We start from the raw sequence: 21,729 nt of genomic DNA on the forward strand, positions 1-21,729 counted from the left end.
ACCACGACAGTCACCGGCCATTGTGGCCCACCCACTGCCCCAGCCCGCAGCACCCGGACAAGCCGCGACCCGAGAAATTGAGCCAAAGAACGATCACAACAATTCACACCGTGGACCCAGGCTCAGACGGAAGCGTTGTCATCTGTGCCGGTCCTCGCGATCCCCTCGCACGTTCAGCGCGCAGGTCCTCGCTCACCTGCGCGTGCGCGGTGATGGCGTGGGCTTCGGCCTGGAGGGCGGTGTCGCGTTCAGCTTCGGCCGCGCCGACGGCCTTCTCGTCCTGGGCGGTCTGTTTCCGGGCGGAGCGGCGTCAGGTCGTAGGAGAGCGAGGCGAACCGTGGGCGTCCGACCAGGGCCAGGTAGAGCAGGTCATGAGCGGCGGGTGCGCCGGCGGCGGCCTCCAGGGACGCTTCCCTGACGCTGCGCACCGGGCGGCAGAACAGGCCCTGTACGGCCGCAGCCGTACAGGCGTGCTGCGCCAGCGCTCCGGCGGCCCGCAGGAGAGCGGGGTAGGCCTGGGGTCCCTCCTCCCGCACCGCGCGCCCGACGTCGGCGGTGATGAGAACGGCCAGGTTCATGCCGCCTACGTGGATCTGCTCGGGCGGGTAGGTGAAGGCGGCCTGGACCGCCGCCATCGCGGCGCCCGGTTGTCGTACCTCCAGGGGGGACTGCGGGTGGCGGTCGTCGCACCTTCGCGGCTCCAAGGGAGACAGCGCGTACCAGCCGTCCGGCAAGCCGGTCACGTTCCTGAGCGCCAGCCGTACTCTCAGGCGCGAGGTCGCGACAGGTGAGCCCGGCGGCGGATCCGTGAGCGCCTCGGCGACCGCCCGGGCAGCCGACTCCGGCAAGGGCCTGGGGTCGGCCGACACGCCGCGCGGCCCCAGACCGGCGCTGCGCCAGGAGGGCAGGAGCGGCAAGGCGACGGCGGCCGAGGCGCCGGGGGTGATCGTGACGCCCGCAGGATCCGGGACGAGGGTGAGCCCATGGCCGGGCGCACGTTCGGCCAGGGCTCCCATGAGGTGCCCGGCTTCCAACTCGGCCAGGGCCTCGGCGAGCGAGCCGTAGCCGGCGGGCAGCCGGTCCGGACGGCGCCGCAGATCCAGCCTGACCCTCCGGGCGGGGCGCGGCGAGCCGGGACCGGCCAGGGTGCGCCGGACCGGGTCGACGCGCCAGGCACTGATGCCGATCCGCAGCCAGGGCTCGATCAGGTAGGCGGCGCGCGGCGAGGGGTAGGCGCGGTGGTCGTTGAACGGGTTGTGCGGCTCCCAGCGGGTCGGGGTGAGCACGTCCGTCAGGAGCCTGGCCAGGGCGGCGCCGAAGTCACCCCAGGCCGCGAGCGAGCTCAGCGGGGGGCCTGGAACGGCGGGCGGCTCGGGCCGTACCGGGCCCTCGGAGTGCGGGCCCTTGCCCGGCCCGTGCTCGTGGACGGCGGCCAGGACGGCGGCGATGCTGTCGGCTGGTAAGTCGATGCCGTCGGCCGACGACGGGGCAGGGGACTCCGCCATGAGAGGCTCCGTCACGGGAATGGGTGGGGTGGCAGGCGGTCGGGTTCACGTGTGGGGCGGCGGCCCAGGCGGGCGGGGACGCTCCAGAGCCGGTCCAGGCCGCGCAGGCGCCGGTTGGCGTGGCCGAAAGTCATGGGCAGCGTGCCCGGCACGATCACCTTCGCCGCACGCAGGCCCAAACGGTCGCGGATGACGGGATGGCTCTGGTCCACGGCGGCGAGCTCCAGGCCGAGCCCACGCAGATGGCCGACGTAGTGGTCGAGAACCGCCCACAGGTCGCCGCCGGGTGGAGCGGGGGCGGGCACCGGATCCGGAGCGTCCTCCAGGAGGAACGCGTACCTCCCTGCCGCCTCCGCCAGGCCGTACACGGCGACGTGGTCCTCCATGGTGCGGATCCGGTCCGGGTCGTCGAGCAGGCGCAGCAGCCGCTCCCTCGTGTAGTCGCCCGGCGCCCGCCTGGCCCGGTCGGCGGCGGATTCGACGTCCACGGCGATCTCCGCGGCGGCCGAGACCATCGCGGCCACCGGATCGGGATGCGCTCCTGCGGCGAAGAAGGCCGCGGGCTGCCTGCCGTCCCTTTGCCGGGCCATCGCCAGGGCGACGGGGACGCCGAGATCGTTCGTGGCGTCGAAAAATTCCAGGACGTACCCACGGTGGTCGAGGCGATCGACCAGGTGGGGCAGCAGGGGATGATCGTCCGGTACGGCGAGGCGGGGCAGCGGGGTGCCCGCGTACCAGGCCATCAGGAACGCGTCGCGCTCCGCGACCTCGAAGAAGCCGTGCAGCACCGCCTCGGCCAGGCTGTTGCCCAGCCCGCAACCGCTGGAGGTCTCGGCCACGAACCTGGCCGCGTCGCTTCGTGGCAGCCCCCAGTAGGCGACGTGCTCGGGGACGAGAAGGGGCGTGGAGCGGGTGAAGGACCAACCTTGCGCCCAGGTGGTCGGCACGTCGGGGGTGTAGGGGACCAGGGTGCGGTGGGGGTCGGTCCGGTACCGGTCGGGCTCGTGCAGGCCCAGCGTGGCGGGATCGACCGCGCGGTCCGGGCCCAGGTCGGCGAAGGCCGCCCACACCGCACCGCCTGCGCCACCCGCCCGCGCCGCTCTGCCCGCGCCACCCGTGCCACCCGTGCCGGCCGCGCCGGCCAGGCCGCCGTGCGGGCGCATGCCGCTGAGTCGCTCGACCGCCTCGAACAGGGCCACCCGCTCCGACTGCGCGAAGTCCCCCGTCCGGCCGAACCCGGCCACCTGCCCGTCCGGGTCACCGGCCAGCATCGCGGCCACCGTGGGCAGAGCCAGGGAGCCACTGCGTCTGAGACCTGCCACTGGGCCGTAACGCGAGTCGATGAGCGTGTCGTGCAGGCGTGAGCCCTCGGTCCTCGGGTTGTGGGTCCGCAAGGTGCCCGCGACGGCCGTCGCAGCTGGGGGCGATGGCTGGGCGATGGGCTCCTCCGTCGGCCGCGGTGCGCATGTCGGGCATCCCTCGGTGCGGGGCATGACGGTGTGGCGGGTCAGGGAGCCGTGGTCGGTCCGCAGGGCGTAGACGACGTCCGCGTGCCGCTCGGCGTCGGCGAGCATCGTGACCGCCAGCTCCAGCAGAGCGGGCTGGAAGGCGGGCGATGCCACACCTCGCAGGGTGAGCCGCGGGTCGCCCACCGGGACGGCGGTCCCGAACGCGGCCAGCCGCTGGGTCTCGGCGCAGGCCAGGCAGACGCCGCCTCGGGGGCCCTGGACCGGGCCGATCAGGACCAGTGCGCCCTCGTGGCAGATCGGCAGCAACGGATGCCGTCTGCTCTTGGTGCGGGCGGCGAGCTCCTCCAGCTCGGCCAGGCGGTACCGGGTCAGGAAGAGCGCCTCGGCGTCCGTGTCGCGTAGCTCTGTCGCGCAGGAGCGGATCTTCATTGGGCGCGTCCGAGGACGAGCGGCCGCGCCGCGCGGGCAGGGGGTACCCGGACCGCGACCAGACCCGAGGTCGCCCACAGCCCGCCGACCCCGGCTTCGTCTGCCACGAGTGCAGCCGGCCTGAGCGCGGTGGCCCCGATTTCGGCTCCAGGGGTCTCATGCTCGCCGGCCAGGGCTGCGAGGGCCTGCTGAAAGCGGGCCTCGCCTTCGCGGGAACCAGACGGCCAGGCATGGTCCCGGTACCCCCAGGGAAGCGGCTGGGGCGAGGGCTGCCATGCCGGGGTCGCGCCGCAGACCGGTGCACCTTCGGCGATCGACCGGCCCGCACGGCGCGCCTGTTCCCTCGCCGTCGCCGCGAGCAGGGCGAAGGCTGCCGCCTCGCCTGCTTCGGCTTCCACCGCCCAGCCGAGGACGCACCCGCGTGCACTCACCTGGGCATGCACCACGCCGGCCGCGAGCCGTACCACCTCGATGCTCGCCGGTACGGCCAGGCGTAGGGTCAGCGCCTTCCACCAGCGGCGCGCCGCGGGATCGTCGGCCCACTCCGCCTCCTCCACGAGCTCCACGGACGCCACCGGTTCCGGCCGGTCGCGATGGGTGGCCAGGCGCAGGGCCAGGCCGCGGGCGTGCAGGTGATCCATGCCGATGGCCACGTCGGAGGGCCGGGCGACCGCGGACAGGGCGGCGTGCAGGCGGGCGGCGTCCAGTGTGGTGCCGTAGCCCACCATCTCGCCACAGGCGGCCAGGTTGACGGGGAGCTGGGGCAGATCCTGCGCCTGTGGGGCGGGCACCAGGCCCAGCTCAGGATCGCCGAGGACGTCGAGTGCCGCCATGGCCTCCTCCCAGGAGAGCGCCTCGCGGGGTGGCTCGGCGCCGGGCCAGGGGTGATAGGCCATCCTGAGCGGGTCGAGGCGGGCGACCAGGACCGCGTGGTGCGGTGTGGGGGTCTCGCGCCCTTCCCGGGAGGGGTCGGGCAGCCCGGCCGCCGCGCACAGCAACCGGTGCACCGCAGCCCCGGCCACCAGTGCGCAAAGGACCTCGGGCGGCTCCGCGGTGGGCCCGTCCGACAGGTGGTGGGCCACGGCGGCGGCCTGCGCTGCCGCCGTGTCGGCGGAGCCCGGGGGTACGGCGTAGCCGACCTCTCCCAGGCACCCGGCCACCACGGCGAGCTGGTCCGACGCCTCCAGCGTCAGCGTGGAGGCCGGCCCCGGTACGCGGCGGCAGCGCATCCCCGCTGCGGCCAGGGCGCGCTCGGCGGCGGCGGCCGGTGCGCCTGCGCCGCAGACCGTGAACACCGTCCCGGCGAGCCGGTGCCACGCGGCGGCGGGGTCGGCCGCCGAGGACTCAAGCCAGCCGGCCACCGCGATCGGCGGCAGGTCGGGGCCCGGTTCTCCCCACCCCTGCGGCACGGCCACGAGCATGTCGTGCTCGCGCAGCTGGCCGATGATCAGCTCGATGGCGCGGGCGACCGGTTCCGGGGTGCCGGGTGGGGCGGCCAGCTCGGGGGCGGGCACGCCGCCCGCCAGGGCCGCGGCGAGCTGCTCCCACAGCCGCCACAGCCCGGCCCCGCCCTTGACGGTGAAGCTCGACGTCCACCCGCGTACGTGCACCCCGTCGGCGGTGGGGGCGGCGTGGACGACCGGGCGCAGCCGGAGCACCTCCGTCATCGCGCCACCGACCCGAGGGGCGCCCCGAGCTGTTCGCGCCAGCTGGTGCCCGTCACCTGCTGGACCGCGCGGGCCATCATCGAGGCGGCCAGGTACCGCTCCATGGGGGTGACGTCGCAGACGGCCAGGAGCTGGTAGAGCATGTTCGTGCCGAACCGGTAAACGGTGAAGCTGCGGCCGAGCGGAGGCCGGGTGAAGTCCACCGAGCGCAGCGCCCGGTGGTATTCACTGACCTCGCGCGGGGCGCCCGGGTCCCAGCGCCGGGCGGTGCGCGGATCGTCGAGCAGGGCGGCGCGTGCGGCGTAGCCGGGTCCGAGCTCCATCACCAGGACGCCGTCGTCGCAGGCCTGCCCGGCCTCGGCGCGGGCCGCCGTGCTCCAGGCCCGCCAGGCCGACACGGCGGCGGAGGGTCGGTGTCCTTCGGCGATGCGTGCCACGAGGTCGACGGTCGCCTCGCGGTTGCGTTCCCAGGCGGTGTCGAGACCATGCCGAACCCGGCCGTCCGGGTCGTGCCAGGTGAGGAAATCCTCCACGTGCGACAGGAAGGAGTGGTAGCCGTGCTGCAGGCCGTGCGGGTACTCGTCGGCGTGCACGGTCATCGCGGTGATCGCCAGGGCGATCCGGCCGGGCGCGCTGTCGCCGTCCGATGCGAGCTGGTCCAGGGCGGTACGGCACGGCGGCATGCCCCGTTCGAGCACGCGCGAGCGCAGCCGTACCAGCTCGGCCGAGCCCAGCAGCCCGGCGGTCGGGGCGTGGTCGGCGGGGGTGATGGTGACGGTGTTGTCGGGAAAAATGGGCTCGTACGGCCCGGCGACCAGCTCCAGGCGCCCGGCCTCGCGCGAGTGGGCGAGTAGCTCGGCGGGGGTCTGCCGGCTGGTCGAGGGGTGGCGGCTCAGGTGGCCGCGCAACCGATCGGCGACCAGCTCTGCGGCAGCGGCCAGCTCCGCCGGGGCGGCCATGCCGTCCGCCGGGTTCGCGGCGCTCGTCGTGCCTGGGCCAGGTCGGAGGCGGACGCGCAGGTGGGGGCCGTGGAGCCAGTGGCGCTCGACGTGCCCGCGTACGCCCGCCGCGACCGCCTCCCCCAGCGCGGGAAAGACGGCCTGCCTGAGCAGCCCCGCCTTGACGGGCTCGTAGTAATAGCAGACGACGTCCAACTCGCTCATGAGGCTCTCCAGCAGGATTCGACGATGAGCTCGGTCACCGGTTCGTCCACGGTCCCCGGTACGGGCAGGGCCTCCACCAGGGCGATGTCCTCGGGGTACCGCTCCAGGTGGGCGGGCAGGCAGCGCAGGTGCAGCGCGTTGCCCAGATCGACGTACTGCGGCTTGGCCGCCCGCAGCTTGCGCAGGAACCCGGCCAGCGAGTCCACGGCCGTGGACGCCTCGGCGAACAGGTGCTCGGGCAGCCCGTGGCGGGCCCGGAGGCGGGCGGCGGCGACGGCGGGATGCTCGCTCCTGAAGGCTTCGCGCAGCGCGGTGGCCGCGTCGTCGGCGAACTTCCACTTGCGGCGCTGCAGCACGATCCCGTCGTGGGTCAGCCGTCCCAGCTCCGTCACCCCGCCCGTCTCGCGCCTGCCAGCGAGGCCGGACAGTGCCGGATGCCCGCACACCAGGTCCGCGGTGAGGGGCGCGGTGCGGTCCGGTAGCGAGTAGGGCACGAGGAAGCCGAGGTAGAGCACGCTCAGGGGGCGTCCGGTGGCGCGGTCGACGACCCGGACGAGCTCGGTGTCCTCGTCGTGGAGGAGGTCGAGCTCCTCGGGCGGGAGGTCGGCCCAGCGCGGGTCCTCGCCCACCTCGCGGGCGGTGACCATGGGGTGCAGGTTGGCGTTGAAGCCCAGCACCGGGCGGTATTGCACGGTGTCGGGGCCCAGGACGCGGTGCAGCCATTCCGTCACGGCCGCCGTGGCCGAGGGGTCGAGCTGGGGCAGGAAACGGCTGGTGAACCTGGCGAACCCGGCGTAGACGTGGTTGACCGCGAGCCCGCCGCCGGGGACGGGCTGGACGAAGTAGGAGTAGGAGACCGGCCGGGCGTGCACCCAGGCGGGCAGCAGGTCCGCGGCGGCGTTGACGGCTTCCCTGGGGATCTCGCGGTCGAGCGAGTGCGGGTCGCCGGCGGCGGAGATCAGCTCGCGCACCTGCTCGCGGGCGGCCTCGATGCCGGGGTCGCGCTGCCTGTTGCCGAGCACCTGGCTCCAGACCTGCGACATCAGCTCTGTGCAGGCGGACAGGGGCACGCGGGCGCCGCTGCCGTACAGGTCGACGAACCGCTCGGTGACCAGGCGGCGGACGAACAGGTGGTGGTCGAAGAGCATGGTCAGCGGGGTGAGCCGGGCCAGCGCGGGCAGGTCGGCGCGGCCGTGCCCGGCGCCCAGGGGCAGGGGGCCGGGGAGGGTGACGTCCTCCATGAGAACCGGCACCCCGGCCAGGTCGGCGCCCACGAGCTCGCCCGTCTCCCGCCAGTCGTCGGCCAGCGCGGCCAGCGCGGCCGGGCGGGCGGCGGCGGGCAGGCTGGAGAAGGCCGCGGTGCGCTCTCGCAGGCTCGCCAGCCGCCCGGCCGGCGAGCCGCCCGCGACCAGAGGATCAGCGGCCACGCCGTCCGAAACCAGGCCGCCGGCGGCCGGGGCGGTCTCCAGCCAGCGTGCCAGGGAGCCCAGCACGTCCGGGTCCTGCGGGTCGACCGGCCACACCGGCACGATGAGCCCGACGTCGATCATCTGTCCCACGTACGCGCCCGCCGCCTGCGCGGCCGCCGGGTCGGCGATGTTGCGCGCCAGCAGTTCGGCCAGTTCCCGAGGGGTGCGTTCCCCCTCGTGCAGGTGCCGGAGGAGGAAGGAGACCGGCCCGGTGAGGGCGAGTTCGACCCGTTCCTCTCGGGCCGCGTGCACGTGGGTGGCGTCGGCCTGGGGGATGTCGCGCTGGTACACCACCCGCCCGTCGCGCTCCCGCAGGGCGGGTGCGAGCCGGTGCGGCAGGTTCACGCGTCTGCCCGGGTCTTTGAGCAGGGCGTTCAGCAGCCGTGTGACCAGGACGTGGTTGACCTGCGAGCAGGCGCGCGGCTGGGGGTCGCAGCCAGGGCGCCCGTCCCACCAGCCGAGGCCGACCGAGGTGTACCAGGACAGCGGGCTGGTCTTGGCGGTGGCGCGCAGCGCGTAGCGCAGCACGGTGGGCTCGGCCTGGCGGGCGCGCTTGTCGGGGCGCCCGGCGCACGCGGCCGTACGGTCCACGCCGTACAGCAGGTCGCGCCCGGTGAGGGTGACGGCCTGGCGCAGCGGCTCCGCCCTACAGATGCCCGCCAGGACCTCGCGTTCCGCCGTCAGCGCGTCGCCCCATCCGGCCGCGAGCTCCTGCTCCAGCCGGGCGCGTGCGCGGGCGGCGGCCAGCCACCCGGCCAGGCCGGGCACCCTTTCGGGCAGGTCGCCGAGCCGGGCCGCGAGGGATTCGCGCGGCACCCGGCCGTTGTGGACGTCGCGCCGCAGCGGCAGCACCACGGCGCGGTGGAAGTCGAGGGAGTGGCGGGCGGCACTGGCCGCGAGCGCGTCGGCCAGGCCGGGCGCGGCCGCCTCCATGGTGCGCAGCAGTCCGGCCAGCTCACGCAGGGCCGCACGCCACGGCTCGGCCTGCTGGGGACGTTCGGGGTACGGCAGGGCCGCGCGCCTGACCACCGCGAAGGGCGCCAGTTCAGCGCTCGCCGTACCGCTGCCTGCCGGCCTGTCCAATGTGCTGGTCATCACGCATCCTCTGTGGGTGGTCCCCCGGCCACCCGTGAGCGGCCGGGGGGTGTGAGCGGCTTCCTATATCGGGTCGATGGAGCAGCAGGAGCTGCACGACATCGACAGGTTGGAGCAGCTGATGCCGGATGCGCCGGTCTCGGGAAGCGCGACGCTGTCACGCATCGCCGTCACCGACAGCTCCTCCAGAGCCAGCTCGTCGACCTGGAAGGCGAAACTGGGCATGGCACCTTCTCTCACTCAGGTGGGTTGGATGCACGAGCAGCACGAAGAGGTGGTCAGGCACCCGGAGGCGGCGGTCTCGGGGAGGGCGACGCTGTCGCGCATCGCCGTCACCGACAGCTCCTCCAGGTTCAGATCCGTCACCTCGAAGGGGAAAGCGGTCATCGCATGCTCCCTACTGGATGACGATGCAGCAGCAGGACGAGGATGTGGCGATCGAGGTGAACGCGCTGCAGGCGGAGGCGCCGGTCTCGGGAAGCGCGACGCCGTCGCGCATCGTGGTGACCGACAGCTCCTCCAGAGCCAGGTCCTCCAGGTTGAAGGTCAGGTTCGACATGGGGTTTCATTCCTTTCCGTACACGTACACGTGCGAGTGCGGCTGGCGGGTGGAAGGGAAGCGGCGGGCACCTCCTTCAGTCCAGGGCGCGGCGGCCGAAGCCGAGCGCGCCTGCGACCGCGAACCCCGCGCCGGCCACCGCCATGACGAGCAGGCAGAGCCAGAACGCGAGGTGCGGGATCTGGGGGACCATGACCGCGCGCATGGCCTCGCTGACGTAGGTGAGCGGGTTGAGCGCGCAGACGACCTGGAACCACGGCAGCCGCTCCAGCTCCGGCCAGGGGAACTGGGTGGCCCCGGTGAACATCAGCGGCGTCAGCACCGCCGCGAAGACGGTGTTGATGCCCCGGGGCGAGACCGCGGTGCCCAGGGTCATCCCGATCGCCGAGCCCACGAAGGCCCCCAGGGCCATGACGAGCAGGGCGGGCGACACGGCGGCGAGGGCGATCTCGGTGCCCGGCAGGACGAGCATGCCCAGCGGGATCATGACCGCTCCGGCGAGCAGGCCGCGAACCGTGCCGAAGAGCATCTTCTCGACGGCCACCAGCCAGATCGGCAGCGGCGCCAGCAGCCGGTCCTCGATCTCCCTGCTGTAGGAGAAGTCCAGCGTCAGCGGCAGCGCGGTGTTCTGCAGCCCTCCGACGAAGGCGTTGAGCGCGATGACTCCAGGCAGCAGCACCGCTCCGAAGTCGCGGCCGACGTAGCCCAGGTCGCCCAGGACCGTGCCGAAGACGAACAGGATGAACAGCGGCTGCAGCACCACCTGGGTCAGGAAGGCGGGCAGCTCGCGCCAGGTGACGACGAGGTCGCGCGTGAGGATGGCGGCGAAGGAGCGCGCCACGGGCGGCCGGGGGCCGCGGCCCTGGCCTCGTCGATGGTGGTCATCGCAGCTCCCGTCCGGTGAGGCGGAGGAAGACGTCCTCCAGGCCGAGGCGGGCGAACTCCACCCCGGCGAGCGTGAGGTCGTGGCCGGCCAGCGCCTTGACCACGGTGGGCAGCACCTCACCGGGATCGTGCGAGGTGTACAGGCGTACGCGCCCGCCCGGCAGCTCCTCCACGCGTTCGACGGTCTCGACGGCGGCGAGCGCCGCGGCCGCCGCGCCCTCGGCCGAGTCCAGCGCGAGCGTGAGGGTGTTGCTGCCCGGCAGCTCCCTGACCAGGGCGCCGGGGGTGTCCAGCGCCAGCACCTTGCCGTGGTCCAGGATGGCGACCCGGTCGCAGAGCTTGGCCGCCTCGTCCATCTGGTGCGTCGTCAGCACCACGGTCACGCCGCGCTCGCGCAGCTCGGCGATGCGCTCGTGCACGAACAGCCGTGACTGCGGGTCCAGCCCGCCGGACGGCTCGTCCAGGAACAGCACGCGCGGCTCGTGCATGAGCGCCCTGGCGATCATCACGCGCTGCGCCTGACCGCCGGAGAGCCGGTCGGTGCGGTCGCTCGCGCGGTCGGCCAGGCCCATGCGCTCCAGCAGCTCGCCGGCCCTCCTGCGCCGCTCGGCGCGGGGCACCGCGTGGTAGGCGGCGTGGCACTGCAGGACCTGCCGGATGCTCAGCGAGCGGTCCAGGTTGGTCCGCTGCGGCACCACGGCCAGCACCTGCCTGGCCCGCGTCGGTTCCCGCAGCACGTCGACGCCCTCGACGACCACCCGGCCGCCGCTGGGACGCACCCGCGTGGTCAGCACGCCGACGGTGGTGGTCTTGCCGGCCCCGTTCGGGCCGAGCATGCCGAAGACCTCTCCGTGGCGTACCTCGAAGCTGATTCCGTCGACCGCAGCACGGGGATTTCCCCGGTAATTCTTGGTGAGATTCTCGACCTCGACAGCGTTCATTTCTTCACCGATACCGATCGCGTCGTGGAAACGGGCGAAGCGTATTCACGCGGGCTCCCGACAGTCAAGGTCCGAAAATTGGCCGACCGCTGTCAGTACACCTTTCCGACAGCATGGTCAAGACAGCAGAAAACCTGTCAGGTGATCGCGGCGGGACGCGGCCCATACTTCGGGAGTCGAACTCCAGCACCTGGGAGGTGAATCATGTCCCCTGCGATCACTACCGCCGACTTCGGCCTCGCCGACCTGGATCTGTCCAGTCTGCAGGTGACGGCCATGCGTGACGCCGTCGCCCTGCCCGAGACCGGCGCCTCGTCAGGATCGTCGAGCTGCGGCGGTTGCTCCACCTGCGGCTCGTCGTCCTGCTGCGGCGGCACCGAGATCGAATGATTTACCGGCCGGGACGCCGCTTCCGCCGGAACCGCGCCCCGGCCATTCAAGAGCCCTTCTACGCGCTTGGACGGGTACGTATGATCGACGTGATCTGCCATTATTACGAGGACTTCAAGGCGCCATTGTTGCGGCAATTCCTCATTCCGCTCGCGCGGTCTTTCCCCGGCAGCGTCCACCTCGATCGGCACTGGTTGCGCGGACCGCACGTCCTGCTCCGCTTCCACGGTCCCGGCGATCACGCCCGGGCCGCGGAGGAGGCCGCCGACGCCTGCCGACGCCACCTGGCGGCCTTCCCCTCCACCGCCGTGGTGGATCCGGCCGAGCTGGTACGGCAGGCGGAACTGATCGGGCGCGCCGAGCTCGTGCCCGGACCGTACGCACCCCTCCACCCCGACAACTCGGTGCTGGTGCGCCCTGCCGACCTGACTCCCCTGGTCGACCTGCTGGGCTCGCGGGCCGCCGTGCTCGAGCGGTGCGAGCTGCTGGCCCTCGGCCTGGGCGCGGTGGAGCGGTCACTCGAGCTGGCCGGCGCCCCCGGCTCCCGCGTCACCCTCGCCCTGGTCGCGATCACCGCCCATGCCGCTGGCTATCCGCCCGGGCTGGGAGCGGGCTACCAGTCCTTCCTGTCGCACGTGGCCGACCATCTGGCCTACGAGGATCCCGACGGCAGCCTGGAGGCGGCCTTCGAGCACCAGTGGGCCGAGCGCGGCGCGGGGGTGAGCGAGCTGGTCCGCACCGTCGCGGAAGGCGGGGTCCTGCCCGGCCGGCTGGAGGGCGTCGCGGCGGCCTGGCGCGCCTGGTCACGTGACGCGTCCGCGCACGCCGACGCCGCTCTCGACACCGCCGCCCTGGTCGGCGACCGGAACGGGCACGCCGCCGTCGCCGCCCGGTTCGGCGGCGACACCGAGATCCGGTGGGACTTCACCCGCCGCCACTACAGCGAATACCACCAGCTGCTCAACCGGTCCGGGTTCGAGAAGGTGGCGCTGAGCAGGCCCTTCGGGCTCTACCGTTTCGGCACCAACGTGCTCTACCGCCTGCTGGCGCTGTGCGACCTGCGGCCTGTGGAGCGTTACCTGGCCGCCTACCTGTTCAGCCAGGCGGTCGAGCGCATCACCGGGCGGACGTGGCGCGAGCGGCTGAGCGGAGTTCCGGCGTGAGCGCCGAGGCGGTCCTGCGGCTGCGCCCTGTGGTGCGGGCCGGTCGCCTGCCCGCGGGTGTGCACCTGCGGTCGTGGAGCGGCGCGGTCAGCCTGGAGGGGGCGGCCGGGCTGTGGCCGCTGTGGCAGCGGCTGGCGCCGTTGCTCGCAGAGGGGGTGAGCGAGCGCGATCTCGACGCGCTGTGCCCGGAGCCCGCTCTGCGGGAGGCCGTGCGGATGCTGCTCGATCGGCTGCGGGAGCACGACCTGCTGGTGGCGGTACGGCCCGGCGACGGCATGCCGCCGGCCGTACGGGGGTGGCTGGAATCGGCGGCGCCCGACCCGGACGCGGCGTGGCGCTCGCTGGGCGCGGCCACCGTGACGGTGCGGGGCGAGGGACGGCTGGCGGAGGCGGCGCGTGACGCGCTGGCACGCTGCCATATCGACGCCCGCACGGCACCCGCCTCGGACGGCCTCACGCTCATCGCGGGCGTACTGGTGGTCCGCGCCGCCGGCCTGGGCCCGACGGGGTTCGTCACGCCCGCCCTGCCCCCCGCCCAGGCCGCCGCCCTGGCCGACGCCCTGACCACCCGCCTCGCGGGCCCCCCGACCACCACTCACCTGCCCGACGCCCCGGCCACCACTCACCCGCCCGGCGCGGGCCACGGGCTCGCGCCCGATGCGATGCTGGCCGAGCTGCTGGGAGCCGCGGCGGCCGACCGGATGGCGAGGGCGATCGCCGGATGGCCCGCCAGGTCCGGCCAGATCCTGCTCGCCAAGGCCGACCCGCTGGAGGCCTCCTACCGCCCCTGGCCTCCGGCCGCCCCGGTCTCGCCCGCCCACCGCGTCACGCTGGAGGAGGCGCTCCGGCGGGCCGCGCTGCTCACCGACCCCGACCTCGGAGCGCTGCCCCCCGCCGTCCCGGACGGCCACCCCCAGCTCCCCCTCGGCCTGGTCGTCTGCCCGCTGCCCGGCCGCGAGGTCACCGGAGCCGGTCCCACGACCGACACCGCCCATCTGGCGGCCGTTCAGGCCGCCGCCCAGGCGCTCACCGGCGAGGACCCGGCGCACACGGCCGTGGGCGCGGACGAGCTGCACGCCTGCGGCGTCCTCCTGCGCCACCTGGCCGACCGCCTGGCCGCCGGGCTCGCCCCGTGGCGCGGCCCGGTCCCCGGCAGCCACTGGTGGCGCGTCCTGACCCGCCGTCTGGGCCGCGCCGTGCGGCTGTGCCTGCGCGACCTGGACGGCGCCTGGCACGCCGAGATCGTCGACAGCGGCGGCTCCCGCCTGGGCTGGGCGGTCGAGCGCGACCGTGACGAGGCGGCGGCCATGGCCGCCATGGCCGCAGTCGGCACGCTCCTGGCACCGGGGCCGGTCACGCCGGTCTGCGGAGCCGTACCCTGCCCCGATCTCACCCCGGAGGAGCGCGACGGCGATCTGGGCCGGTGGTTGTGGCCCGCCGCGCTCTCCGCGCACGAGGAGGAGCTGCAGGCCCGCCTGCGCGAGCTGACCGGCTGCCTGCCTCACCGCGACGAACGGCCCTGCGCGGTGAGCGCCGCGGGCTTCCAGATCTGGCGGAGCTGAGCATGGACTTCGACGTCGTCGTCCTCGACACCTGGACCCTGGAATCGATCACCGAGCTGGCCGCCCGCGCCGTGGACGGCGGGCCCGCCGTCCTTCCGGTGCGCTGCGACGGCGGCCTGGTGCTGGTCGGCCCGCTCACCGGACCGGGAACGAGCGCGTGCGTGGCCTGCGCCGAGCACGCCAGGATCCACGCCCTGCCCGGCCGTCCCCCGCACACCGGCCAGGTCATGGGCGGCTCGGTCTCGCCGACGGTCGCCGCCCTGGTCGAGCGCCTGGCGGAGCGACCGCAGGACGGCATCATGTGGGCGATCAGGGGCGAGAGTCTGGAGGTCTCCACCCACCGGGTGCGGCCCTTCGGCGGCTGCCGGGTCTGCGCACCGCTGCCCGACGACTCCCCGCGCCCGATCACGATCGCCTCGCACCCGGTCACCGGCACCGGCCTGCGCGAGGCCAACCCCCGCACGGCCGGCGCGGGCGGGCTGCGTGAGATCCTGCTGGACTGGCGGGTCGGCCCGGTGCTGCGGCTGTTCCGCTGGGGCTCGCGCAGCCTGCCCCTGGCCAGCGCCGAGTTGCCGGGCGCCGCCGACTCCTCCGAGGCGGGGTACGGCAGGGCGGAGGACTTCGCCGACGCCGAGCGGGTGGCGTTGTTCGAGGCGCTGGAGCGGCTGACCGGCATGACGCCGCGCGGCAGCCGTACCGTCGTGCGCGCCGCCCACGCCCAGCTCGACCCGCACGTCGCGGTCGACCCGGCCACCCTCGGCCTGCACGAGCCGGAGTTGACTGACCATCCGGCCTTCCGCCTGACGCCCTACGCTCCCGGCCTGCCGCTCGCCTGGGTCCACGGCTGGTCGCTGACCCACGGGCGCGACCGGCTGGTGCCCGAGGAGCTGGTGTACTGGCGGCTGCGCGGCAGGCGCTCGATCTACGACTCCTCCAACGGCTGCGGGCTCGGCTCCAGCCTGGCCGAGGCGATTCTGTACGGACTGTTCGAGGTCGCCGAGCGCGACGCCTTCCTGATGGCCTGGTACGCCCGCACCCCGCTGCGGCGGATCGCCACCCCGACGGAGGACCCGCAGATCTGCCGCCTGGCCGACCGGCTCGGCTCGCTCGGGCACGATCTGCTGCTGTTCGACGCCACCAACGACTTCGGCGTGCCGGCCGTCCTCAGCATGATCCGCCGACGCGTGCCGGATCCGCGGCGGCCGAACGCCCTGTTCGCGGCCGGGGCCCACCACGACCCGCTCACCGCCGTCAGGTCGGCCGTCGTCGAGGTCTACATCAACGCCAGGAACGCCGCGGATCCGCGCATCGTCTCCTTCGACCCCGACCGGCTGCAGCCCATGCTGGAGGATCCCACGCTGGTCCGCACGGTCGACGACCACGTCTTCGTCAACGCTCTGGCCGAGGCCGCCCCCTGGCACTCCTTCCTGAGCGGCGAGGAGACCCCCGTGTCCTGGCGCGAGGTGTGGCCCCGCCGCCCCGCCGTACCCGACCTGGGCGAATACCTGTCGGAGTGGGTGGCGCAGCTCGCGGCGCGGGAGCTGGAGGTGATAGCGGTCGACCAGAGCGAGCCGGTCACCCGCGAGCGGCTCGGGCTGCACGCCGCCAAGGTGATCGTGCCGGGGTCGCTGCCGATGACCTTCGGCCACGTCTACCGCCGCACCCGCGGCCTGCCCCGGCTGCTGGAGGTGCCCGCGAGGCTGGGCCGCCTGCCCGCACCGCCGCGCTACGACGACCTGCCCTTCCACCCCCACCCCTTCCCCTGACGTGAGGACTGCCGTGGACACCTGGACGAGCCTGCATTGCTTCGTGCACTGGTCCGTGGAGCGGACCGACGACTTCCTCACCGGCGTCCTGGGCCCGCTCATGGCCGCCCGCCGCACGTCCGGTTGGTTCTTCATCAGGTACTGGGAGGGCGGGCCGCACCTGCGCGTGCGCGCCCTCGGCGACCCGGCGGAGCTGGAGCGGGCGGTGACGGACGCGCTGGCGGACGCCCCGCCCGCCGACCTGCCCGCCGACGCCGGCTGGACGCCGCACGGGATCGTGAAGTCGATCGCCTACGAGCCGGAGACCGGCAGGTACGGCGAAGCCGAGGGCATCGGCGTGGCCGAGCGGGTCTTCTGCCGCTCCACCGAGACCGCCGTGGAGGCGCTGTCAGGGCGCTTCCCGCAAGGACGGATGAGCGCCGCCATCCACCTCGTCCGCGCCACCACGCTGGGACTCGGCCTGGACGAGCGGGCCGCGGCGGCCTGGCTGCGCAGGCACGCGGCGAGCTGGCGGTACACCAGCGAGGTCGAGCTCCTGCCGCCCGCCGTGCCCCTGGCGCGCACCGCCAGGCTCGTGGCCGGCCAGGGCGAGGCGCTGCGCCGCCTGCTGGCCGCCGCCGAGGACGACGACCTGTGCGTCCGCTGGAGCCGTACGGTGGCCGAGGCGGACGGCGAGCTGGCCGCGCGCGGGCTCGACGAGGTGCGCCGGCTGTGGATCTGGGCGTCGCAGCTGCACATGCTCTGCAACCGCCTGGGCGTCCTGCCCGACGAGGAGCGCGCGGTGTGCTGGCTGGTCGCCGCGCTGTTGGCCGCCGACGCGGGAGCCGACCAGCGCTACCTGGAGGAGTCGAAGTACCCGCCGGGGATCCTGCCGTCGCTGCCCGACGACTCCCACGGCGAGCCGTCCCAGGACCGACCGCCGATGCCCGGACTGCCCGAGGTGCGCCTGCCGGAGGGCCCGCCGCTCAGCCTGCCGCTGGGCGAGGCCCTGAACCGCCGGGCCTCCTGCCGTACCTTCACCGGCCCGGTGGGCGCCGCGGAGCTGGGCTCGCTGTTGGGCCTGGCGTTCGGCGCCAGGGCCGACCGCACGCTGCGCTTCGGCGACGGCCCCGCCCATGCCTACCGGCGCCGCCCGTTCCCCGGCGCGGGAGCCAGGTACGGCACGCGCCTGCGGTTGGTCGTGCGCGAGGTCGAAGGGCTGGACCCGGGCACCTACCACGTCGGCGAGGACGGCCGCGCCCTGCGACGGCTCGGAGCGCCGCCGGCGGACGACGAACTGGCGGCCACCTCGATGTGGCTGACCTCGGCGCAGGTGGACGAGCGGCTCGGCCTGATCGACGTCACCCGCGTGCCCGCCGTCCTGCTGCTGACCGCCCACCTCGACACCCATCGGCCCAGGTACGGCACGCGGGCCCTGCGCTTCGCCCTGCTGGAGGCAGGCCACGTCGCGCAGAACCTGACCCTGGCGGCGACCGCGCTGGGGCTGGGCACGATCACCCTCGGCGGTTTCTACGACGACCTGGTGCACGAGCTGTTCGGGCTCGACGGGGTCGCCGAGAGCGCGCTGTACCTGCTGCCGGTCGGCCTTCCCGGCTGAGCCGTCAGCCGAGCAGGCCGTCCTCACGGGCGCAGCGAGCCAGGTCCACCTTGGTGTAGGCGCTGCGCCCGCAGTCGGCGTACTTGCGTTTGATGCGTTCCAGGTACTTCTTGGCCGTGGACGGCTGGATGCCCGCCCGGCGCGCGGCGGTCTCCAGCGTGAGCCCGGAGGCGTAGCCGAGCAGCACCGCCCGTTCCTGGCCCGACAGCTGGGGGCCGGCCCCCAGCAAGGTGCGGATGGCGGGCGCGAGCCGGCCGGGCGCGAGAGCGGACTGCGCGGGCGCCTCCACGAGGGTGGCGTCCTCGCCGAGTGCGAAGGCGCGGTGGCCCGCGGCGCGCAGGAGCCGGAGGGTCTCGGCGCCGTCGGGCGGCCCGGCCAGGGCGGCGTCCACGACGATCACGTCCGCCCGGTCCCCCTGCCGCTCGGTCAGCTCGGGGAGGCTGCCGGCCCTGGCCAGAAGCCTGCAGCCGGGGTCGGCCGCCAGCGAGGCGATGGCGACGACCAGCAGATCGGGATTGTCGATGATCAGGGACACGGAGATCATGGGCGCTCCAGGCGGGGAGGGGGCGGTCCCGGCGGCGGATCCGGCAGTGGATCCGCCACGGAGGCTAGACCACCTGAATGGATCACGACTGGACGCCGAATGGATCATCGTCAGCCGGTGACTCCGGCGACGAGCGTCTCGATCTCTCCCATCTCATGCCGGTTGCCGATCCTCCCGTACAGTCCCCTGGCCTCCTCCCACGCCGCCAGGGCCTGCGCGTTCTCGCCCAGCATGACGTGGGCGATGCCGAGGGCCTTCAGCACCATGGCCTGAAGGTGCAGCACCCCCAGCTCGCGGAAGACCCGCAGGGAGAACAGCAGACGCTCGCGCGCCTGCTCGAAGTGGCCGTTCACCAGGTCCCTGGTGGCCAAACTCCGCGAGACGATGGCGCGGGTGATCTCGCCGGCCATCTCCTCGCCGAGCTCCTCGGCCGTGTCGAGGAAGGAGTCGGCGTCCGGCTGCCCGGTGAGCACCCCGCTCTCGCCGAGCACGACCAGCGCCAGCAGCTCCTTCAGCCGCACTCCGAGGCTCCTGCTGAGCCGCAGGCCCTGCAGCAGCGCCTCGCGGCTCTCGTCGTAGCGGCCCTGGTAGTGGCGGACCATGCCGAGCGAGCGGAGCGCCGTCAGGTGCAGCCGGTTCACCTTGCGATCCCTGGCCCGCTCGACCACCTGCTCGAGGTGCGCCGAGGCGAGTTCCAGCTCGCCGCGCTCGCGGTAGGAGAAACCCAGTCCCGCGTGGACGAAGTCGAAGCCCGCATCGTGGCCGTGCTCCCTGGTCAGCCGTTGCGCCAGGTGCATCAGCTCCAGACCCTCCTCGCCGTGCCCCTCGTCGTGCCCCTCGTCGTGCCCCTCGGCGAGCACCGCGGTGCCCAGCATCGCGAGCGCATGGATCTCGCCGCGGACGTCTCCCACCGAGCGGAACAGGTCGAGCGCGATCTGGGCGTGCTCGTGCATCGCGATCGGCTGGATCATCGGCACGCTGAACAGGTAGGCGAGGTTGCGGGCCATCACCGCCCGCCCACGCGGAACGTCCTCGCCACACGCCGCCATCGCGGCCGCGTGCACCGCCTGGCTCTCCTCCAGCAGGTCGCGCATCTCGTGGAAGCCCACGCACGCCTCGGCCAGGTTCCACGCCAGGTCAGCTCGTCCCTCGCGAGCGCTCTGCGTGATCACGACCGCCAGGTTCGCCCGCTCGCTCTGGAACCATTTCACCGGATCGTCCAGCAGCAGTCCGGTGTGCTCCGCCGGCAGCCTCCTGCGGGGCGCCGGACCGCGCAGCGCGGGCAGGGTCCGGTAGGCCAGTTCCGTGTCCGCCTGCTCGGCGAGCGAGAGCCAGGTCGCGTAGGTCCTGACCCTGGCCTCCTCCCGCGCGGCCTCGTCGTCCTCCAGCGCCGCCCGCTCTGCCGCGTACAGCTTGATCAGGTCGTGCATGCGGTAACGCGGCTCGCCTGTCTCGTCCTCGTCGGCGACCGACACCAGCTGCACGTCGATGAGCTGGTCGAGAAGGCGCTCCGCCTGGTCCTGCGGCTCGTCCAGGAGGGCCGCCAGGGTCCAGTCGGCGAAGTCGGCGACGTCCAGCAGCCCCAGGACGCGGAAGGCCCGCCGTACGGCCGGCGGCAGCGCGTCGTAGCTCAGCCCGAAGGTCGCCCGCACCGCCAGGTCACCGGCCGACAGGTGGTCCAGCCTGCGGCGCTCGTTGCTCAGCTGCCTGCGAAAACGTTCCAGGCTCAGCTGGGGCTGGGCGGCCAGGCGGGCGCCCGCCACGCGGACGGCCAGCGGGATGTGGCCGCACGCCTCCAGGATCGCGCGGGCGGCGTCGCCCTCACCCCTCACCCGCTGCTCGCCGATCAGGTGCACGAGCAGGTCCATCGCCTCGTCGGCGGTGAAGACGTCGAGGTCGAGCCGGTGCGCGCCGCTCAATCCCATGAGCCGCGACCGGCTGGTGACCACCGTGGCGCAGGTGGCGGCGCCGGGCAGCAACGGGCGCACCTGGCTCTCCTCCACGGCGTTGTCCAGCACCAGCAGCACCCGGGGGCCCGCCATCCTGCTGCGGTACAGCGCCACCCGGTCGTCGAGCTCCTTGGGGATGACAGCCCCGTTCACGCCCATGGACATCAGCAGCCGGTGCAGCACCGCCGCGGGATCGGCGGCGGGCCGGTCGGTGCCGTGCAGGTCGACGAAGAGCTGGCCGTCGGGGAAGTTCTCCCGCACCAGATGCCCCAGATGCACGGCCAGGGTGGTCTTGCCGACGCCGCCCAGCCCGGTGACCACCGCCGTCGGCATCGCCGTACGACCGTCGGCCGGGGAGCCGAGGATGCGCGACAGCGCCGAGAGCTGGCCGAGCCGGCCCGAGAAGTCGCTGATGTCGGGAGGGAGCTGGGCGGGGACGGGTAATCTTCCCCACCCCGGCGCGACCGGCGGCCGGCCCGCCTGCGGCTTGGCGGCCTGCTGCTTGCCCGGCTGGAGCGTGTCGGCGTGCAGGGCGAGCTCGTGGGCGGCACTGAGCTGCGCACCCGGCCGCACGCCGAGTTCCTCGTCGAGCCTGCGGCTGATGTCGCGGTAGTGCATCAGCGCCTCGGCCCGCCTGCCGGTGGCCAGGTAGAGCTCGATGAGGACGCTGTGAACGCGCTCGTCCAGCGGCGCCATACGGCCTATCTCCTCGGCCAGGGGCAGCACGTCGACCGCGTGCCCGTTCAGGACGGCCGATTCGGCAAAGGTCTCCAGGGCGACGATCAGCTCCTGGGCCAGTCCCGCCAGCAGCGGATGCCCCGCCAGGGGGCGCAGCTCGGCCAGCGGCTGGCCGCGCCAGAGCGCCACCGCCCGCCGCACCGCATCGTGACCGCCACCCTGCCTGGCCAGGGCGCGAAACTCCCAGAGGTCCACCTCGACCTCGTCGGTGCTGAGCAGGTAGCCGTCGCCGACGCGCGGGAGCAGGCGGCTGGCCACGCGGCTGGGGCGATCGGGTTCGAGGATGCGCCGCAGCCGTTTGACGTAGGTGTGCAGGACATTGACGGCCGTGGCGGGCGATCTCTCGCCCCACAGGACGTCGACCAGCTCTGACATCGGCGTGCAGCGTCCCTCGGCCAGGGCCAGCACGGCCAGGACGCTTCGCTGCTGGGCCGGCCCGAGGTCGAGTTCCGCCTGCCCGCGATGAGCACGGAGGGAGCCGAGGATCTCTATCCGCAACGTCACCCACGGCAGTATGGAGGCAATCGCGACCAAGATCCAGGGCCCGACGGGCGTGGGGTGCCCGGTGACAGCCAGGAGCAGGAGAGCGGAGCCGTCAAGGTGCGGTACGTGACCCGCCTGCCCAAGAACTACTGCGGGTCCGAGGACGGCGAGACAATCCAGTCGTCCGATGTCGTGGGCTCGTCCGGCAGGTCGTTACAGGTCGTGGTGGGCAGCGGCCCGGCCTCGTACAGCGCGTTCTTGACGAGCACGGGGTTCTTGCTGTCCCCACGTGTTCTCCAGGCAGCGCAGGGCGTCGTTGATGGGCCGACCGGCTGGGCGCCGGGCGCGTGCCCCG

The 21,729-nt window shown here is 73.8% G+C and carries 18 protein-coding genes; 5 read left to right on the plus strand and 13 right to left on the minus strand.

The window, feature by feature from the left end; translation table 11 throughout:
* Positions 1-248 precede the first annotated feature (248 nt).
* From ACNF49_RS40330 to ACNF49_RS40375, 10 genes are all read right to left on the minus strand, one after another.
* Positions 249-1,505 (minus strand): hypothetical protein, encoded by a 1,257-nt coding sequence (locus tag ACNF49_RS40330; protein WP_482941010.1) that lies wholly within the window; start codon positions 1,503-1,505, stop codon positions 249-251.
* A gap of 11 nt (positions 1,506-1,516) precedes the next feature.
* Entirely contained in the window at positions 1,517-3,403 is a 1,887-nt protein-coding gene (locus ACNF49_RS40335; RefSeq protein WP_482941011.1) for a TOMM precursor leader peptide-binding protein, read from the minus strand.
* The gene (locus tag ACNF49_RS40340) at positions 3,400-5,070 is read right to left on the minus strand and encodes a hypothetical protein (protein ID WP_482941012.1); all 1,671 of its coding nucleotides are present in this window, start codon (positions 5,068-5,070) and stop codon (positions 3,400-3,402) included. Before ACNF49_RS40340 ends, ACNF49_RS40335 begins: the two co-directional genes overlap by 4 nt.
* On the minus strand, positions 5,067-6,233 hold the full coding sequence (locus tag ACNF49_RS40345; RefSeq protein ID WP_482941013.1) for a hypothetical protein: 1,167 nt from the start codon (positions 6,231-6,233) through the stop codon (positions 5,067-5,069). The genes ACNF49_RS40340 and ACNF49_RS40345 overlap by 4 nt, the downstream gene beginning before the upstream one ends.
* The gene (locus ACNF49_RS40350; RefSeq protein WP_482941014.1) at positions 6,230-8,797 is read right to left on the minus strand and encodes a lantibiotic dehydratase; all 2,568 of its coding nucleotides are present in this window, start codon (positions 8,795-8,797) and stop codon (positions 6,230-6,232) included. Before ACNF49_RS40350 ends, ACNF49_RS40345 begins: the two co-directional genes overlap by 4 nt.
* A 63-nt stretch (positions 8,798-8,860) precedes the next feature.
* On the minus strand, positions 8,861-9,022 hold the full coding sequence (locus ACNF49_RS40355; protein WP_329579958.1) for a thiazolylpeptide-type bacteriocin: 162 nt from the start codon (positions 9,020-9,022) through the stop codon (positions 8,861-8,863).
* A gap of 15 nt (positions 9,023-9,037) precedes the next feature.
* Positions 9,038-9,184 (minus strand): thiazolylpeptide-type bacteriocin, encoded by a 147-nt coding sequence (locus ACNF49_RS40360; protein WP_329579955.1) that lies wholly within the window; start codon positions 9,182-9,184, stop codon positions 9,038-9,040.
* A 10-nt stretch (positions 9,185-9,194) separates the two neighbouring features.
* A complete protein-coding gene (locus ACNF49_RS40365) occupies positions 9,195-9,356 on the minus strand; it encodes a thiazolylpeptide-type bacteriocin (RefSeq protein ID WP_357971549.1) in 162 nt (53 codons plus the stop codon).
* A gap of 76 nt (positions 9,357-9,432) precedes the next feature.
* A complete protein-coding gene (locus ACNF49_RS40370) occupies positions 9,433-10,197 on the minus strand; it encodes an ABC transporter permease (RefSeq protein WP_482941015.1) in 765 nt (254 codons plus the stop codon).
* A 40-nt stretch (positions 10,198-10,237) separates the two neighbouring features.
* Positions 10,238-11,182: an ABC transporter ATP-binding protein gene (locus ACNF49_RS40375; protein ID WP_357971551.1), complete on the minus strand. Its 945-nt coding sequence runs from the start codon at positions 11,180-11,182 to the stop codon at positions 10,238-10,240.
* 204 nt (positions 11,183-11,386) lie between these two features.
* On the opposite strand from ACNF49_RS40375, the gene ACNF49_RS40380 reads away from it, so the two are divergent.
* The 5 genes from ACNF49_RS40380 to ACNF49_RS40400 all read left to right on the plus strand — a co-directional run bounded on the left by ACNF49_RS40380 (position 11,387) and on the right by ACNF49_RS40400 (position 17,660).
* Complete coding sequence (locus ACNF49_RS40380) at positions 11,387-11,572, plus strand: thiazolylpeptide-type bacteriocin (protein WP_329579942.1); 186 nt, start codon at positions 11,387-11,389, stop codon at positions 11,570-11,572.
* A gap of 80 nt (positions 11,573-11,652) precedes the next feature.
* Entirely contained in the window at positions 11,653-12,735 is a 1,083-nt protein-coding gene (locus ACNF49_RS40385) for a hypothetical protein (RefSeq protein ID WP_482941016.1), read from the plus strand.
* Entirely contained in the window at positions 12,732-14,297 is a 1,566-nt protein-coding gene (locus tag ACNF49_RS40390; RefSeq protein ID WP_482941017.1) for a hypothetical protein, read from the plus strand. Before ACNF49_RS40385 ends, ACNF49_RS40390 begins: the two co-directional genes overlap by 4 nt.
* A 2-nt stretch (positions 14,298-14,299) precedes the next feature.
* Positions 14,300-16,063, plus strand: coding sequence for a TOMM precursor leader peptide-binding protein (locus tag ACNF49_RS40395; RefSeq protein ID WP_482941018.1), 1,764 nt, complete (start codon positions 14,300-14,302; stop codon positions 16,061-16,063).
* A 13-nt stretch (positions 16,064-16,076) separates the two neighbouring features.
* Positions 16,077-17,660: a thiopeptide-type bacteriocin biosynthesis protein gene (locus tag ACNF49_RS40400; RefSeq protein WP_482941019.1), complete on the plus strand. Its 1,584-nt coding sequence runs from the start codon at positions 16,077-16,079 to the stop codon at positions 17,658-17,660.
* A 4-nt stretch (positions 17,661-17,664) separates the two neighbouring features.
* Here ACNF49_RS40400 and ACNF49_RS40405 read toward each other — a convergent pair whose 3' ends face one another.
* The 3 genes from ACNF49_RS40405 to ACNF49_RS40415 all read right to left on the minus strand — a co-directional run bounded on the left by ACNF49_RS40405 (position 17,665) and on the right by ACNF49_RS40415 (position 21,643).
* Positions 17,665-18,204, minus strand: a complete 540-nt coding sequence (locus ACNF49_RS40405; protein ID WP_357971556.1) for a response regulator transcription factor — start codon at positions 18,202-18,204, stop codon at positions 17,665-17,667.
* 110 nt (positions 18,205-18,314) lie between these two features.
* Positions 18,315-21,395 (minus strand): AfsR/SARP family transcriptional regulator, encoded by a 3,081-nt coding sequence (locus ACNF49_RS40410; protein WP_482941020.1) that lies wholly within the window; start codon positions 21,393-21,395, stop codon positions 18,315-18,317.
* A gap of 125 nt (positions 21,396-21,520) precedes the next feature.
* Positions 21,521-21,643 carry a hypothetical protein gene (locus ACNF49_RS40415; RefSeq protein ID WP_357971558.1) on the minus strand — a complete coding sequence of 41 codons (123 nt, stop codon included), beginning with the start codon at positions 21,641-21,643 and terminating at the stop codon, positions 21,521-21,523.
* Positions 21,644-21,729 lie beyond the last annotated feature (86 nt).

The organism is Actinomadura sp. ATCC 39365, assembly GCF_054392275.1.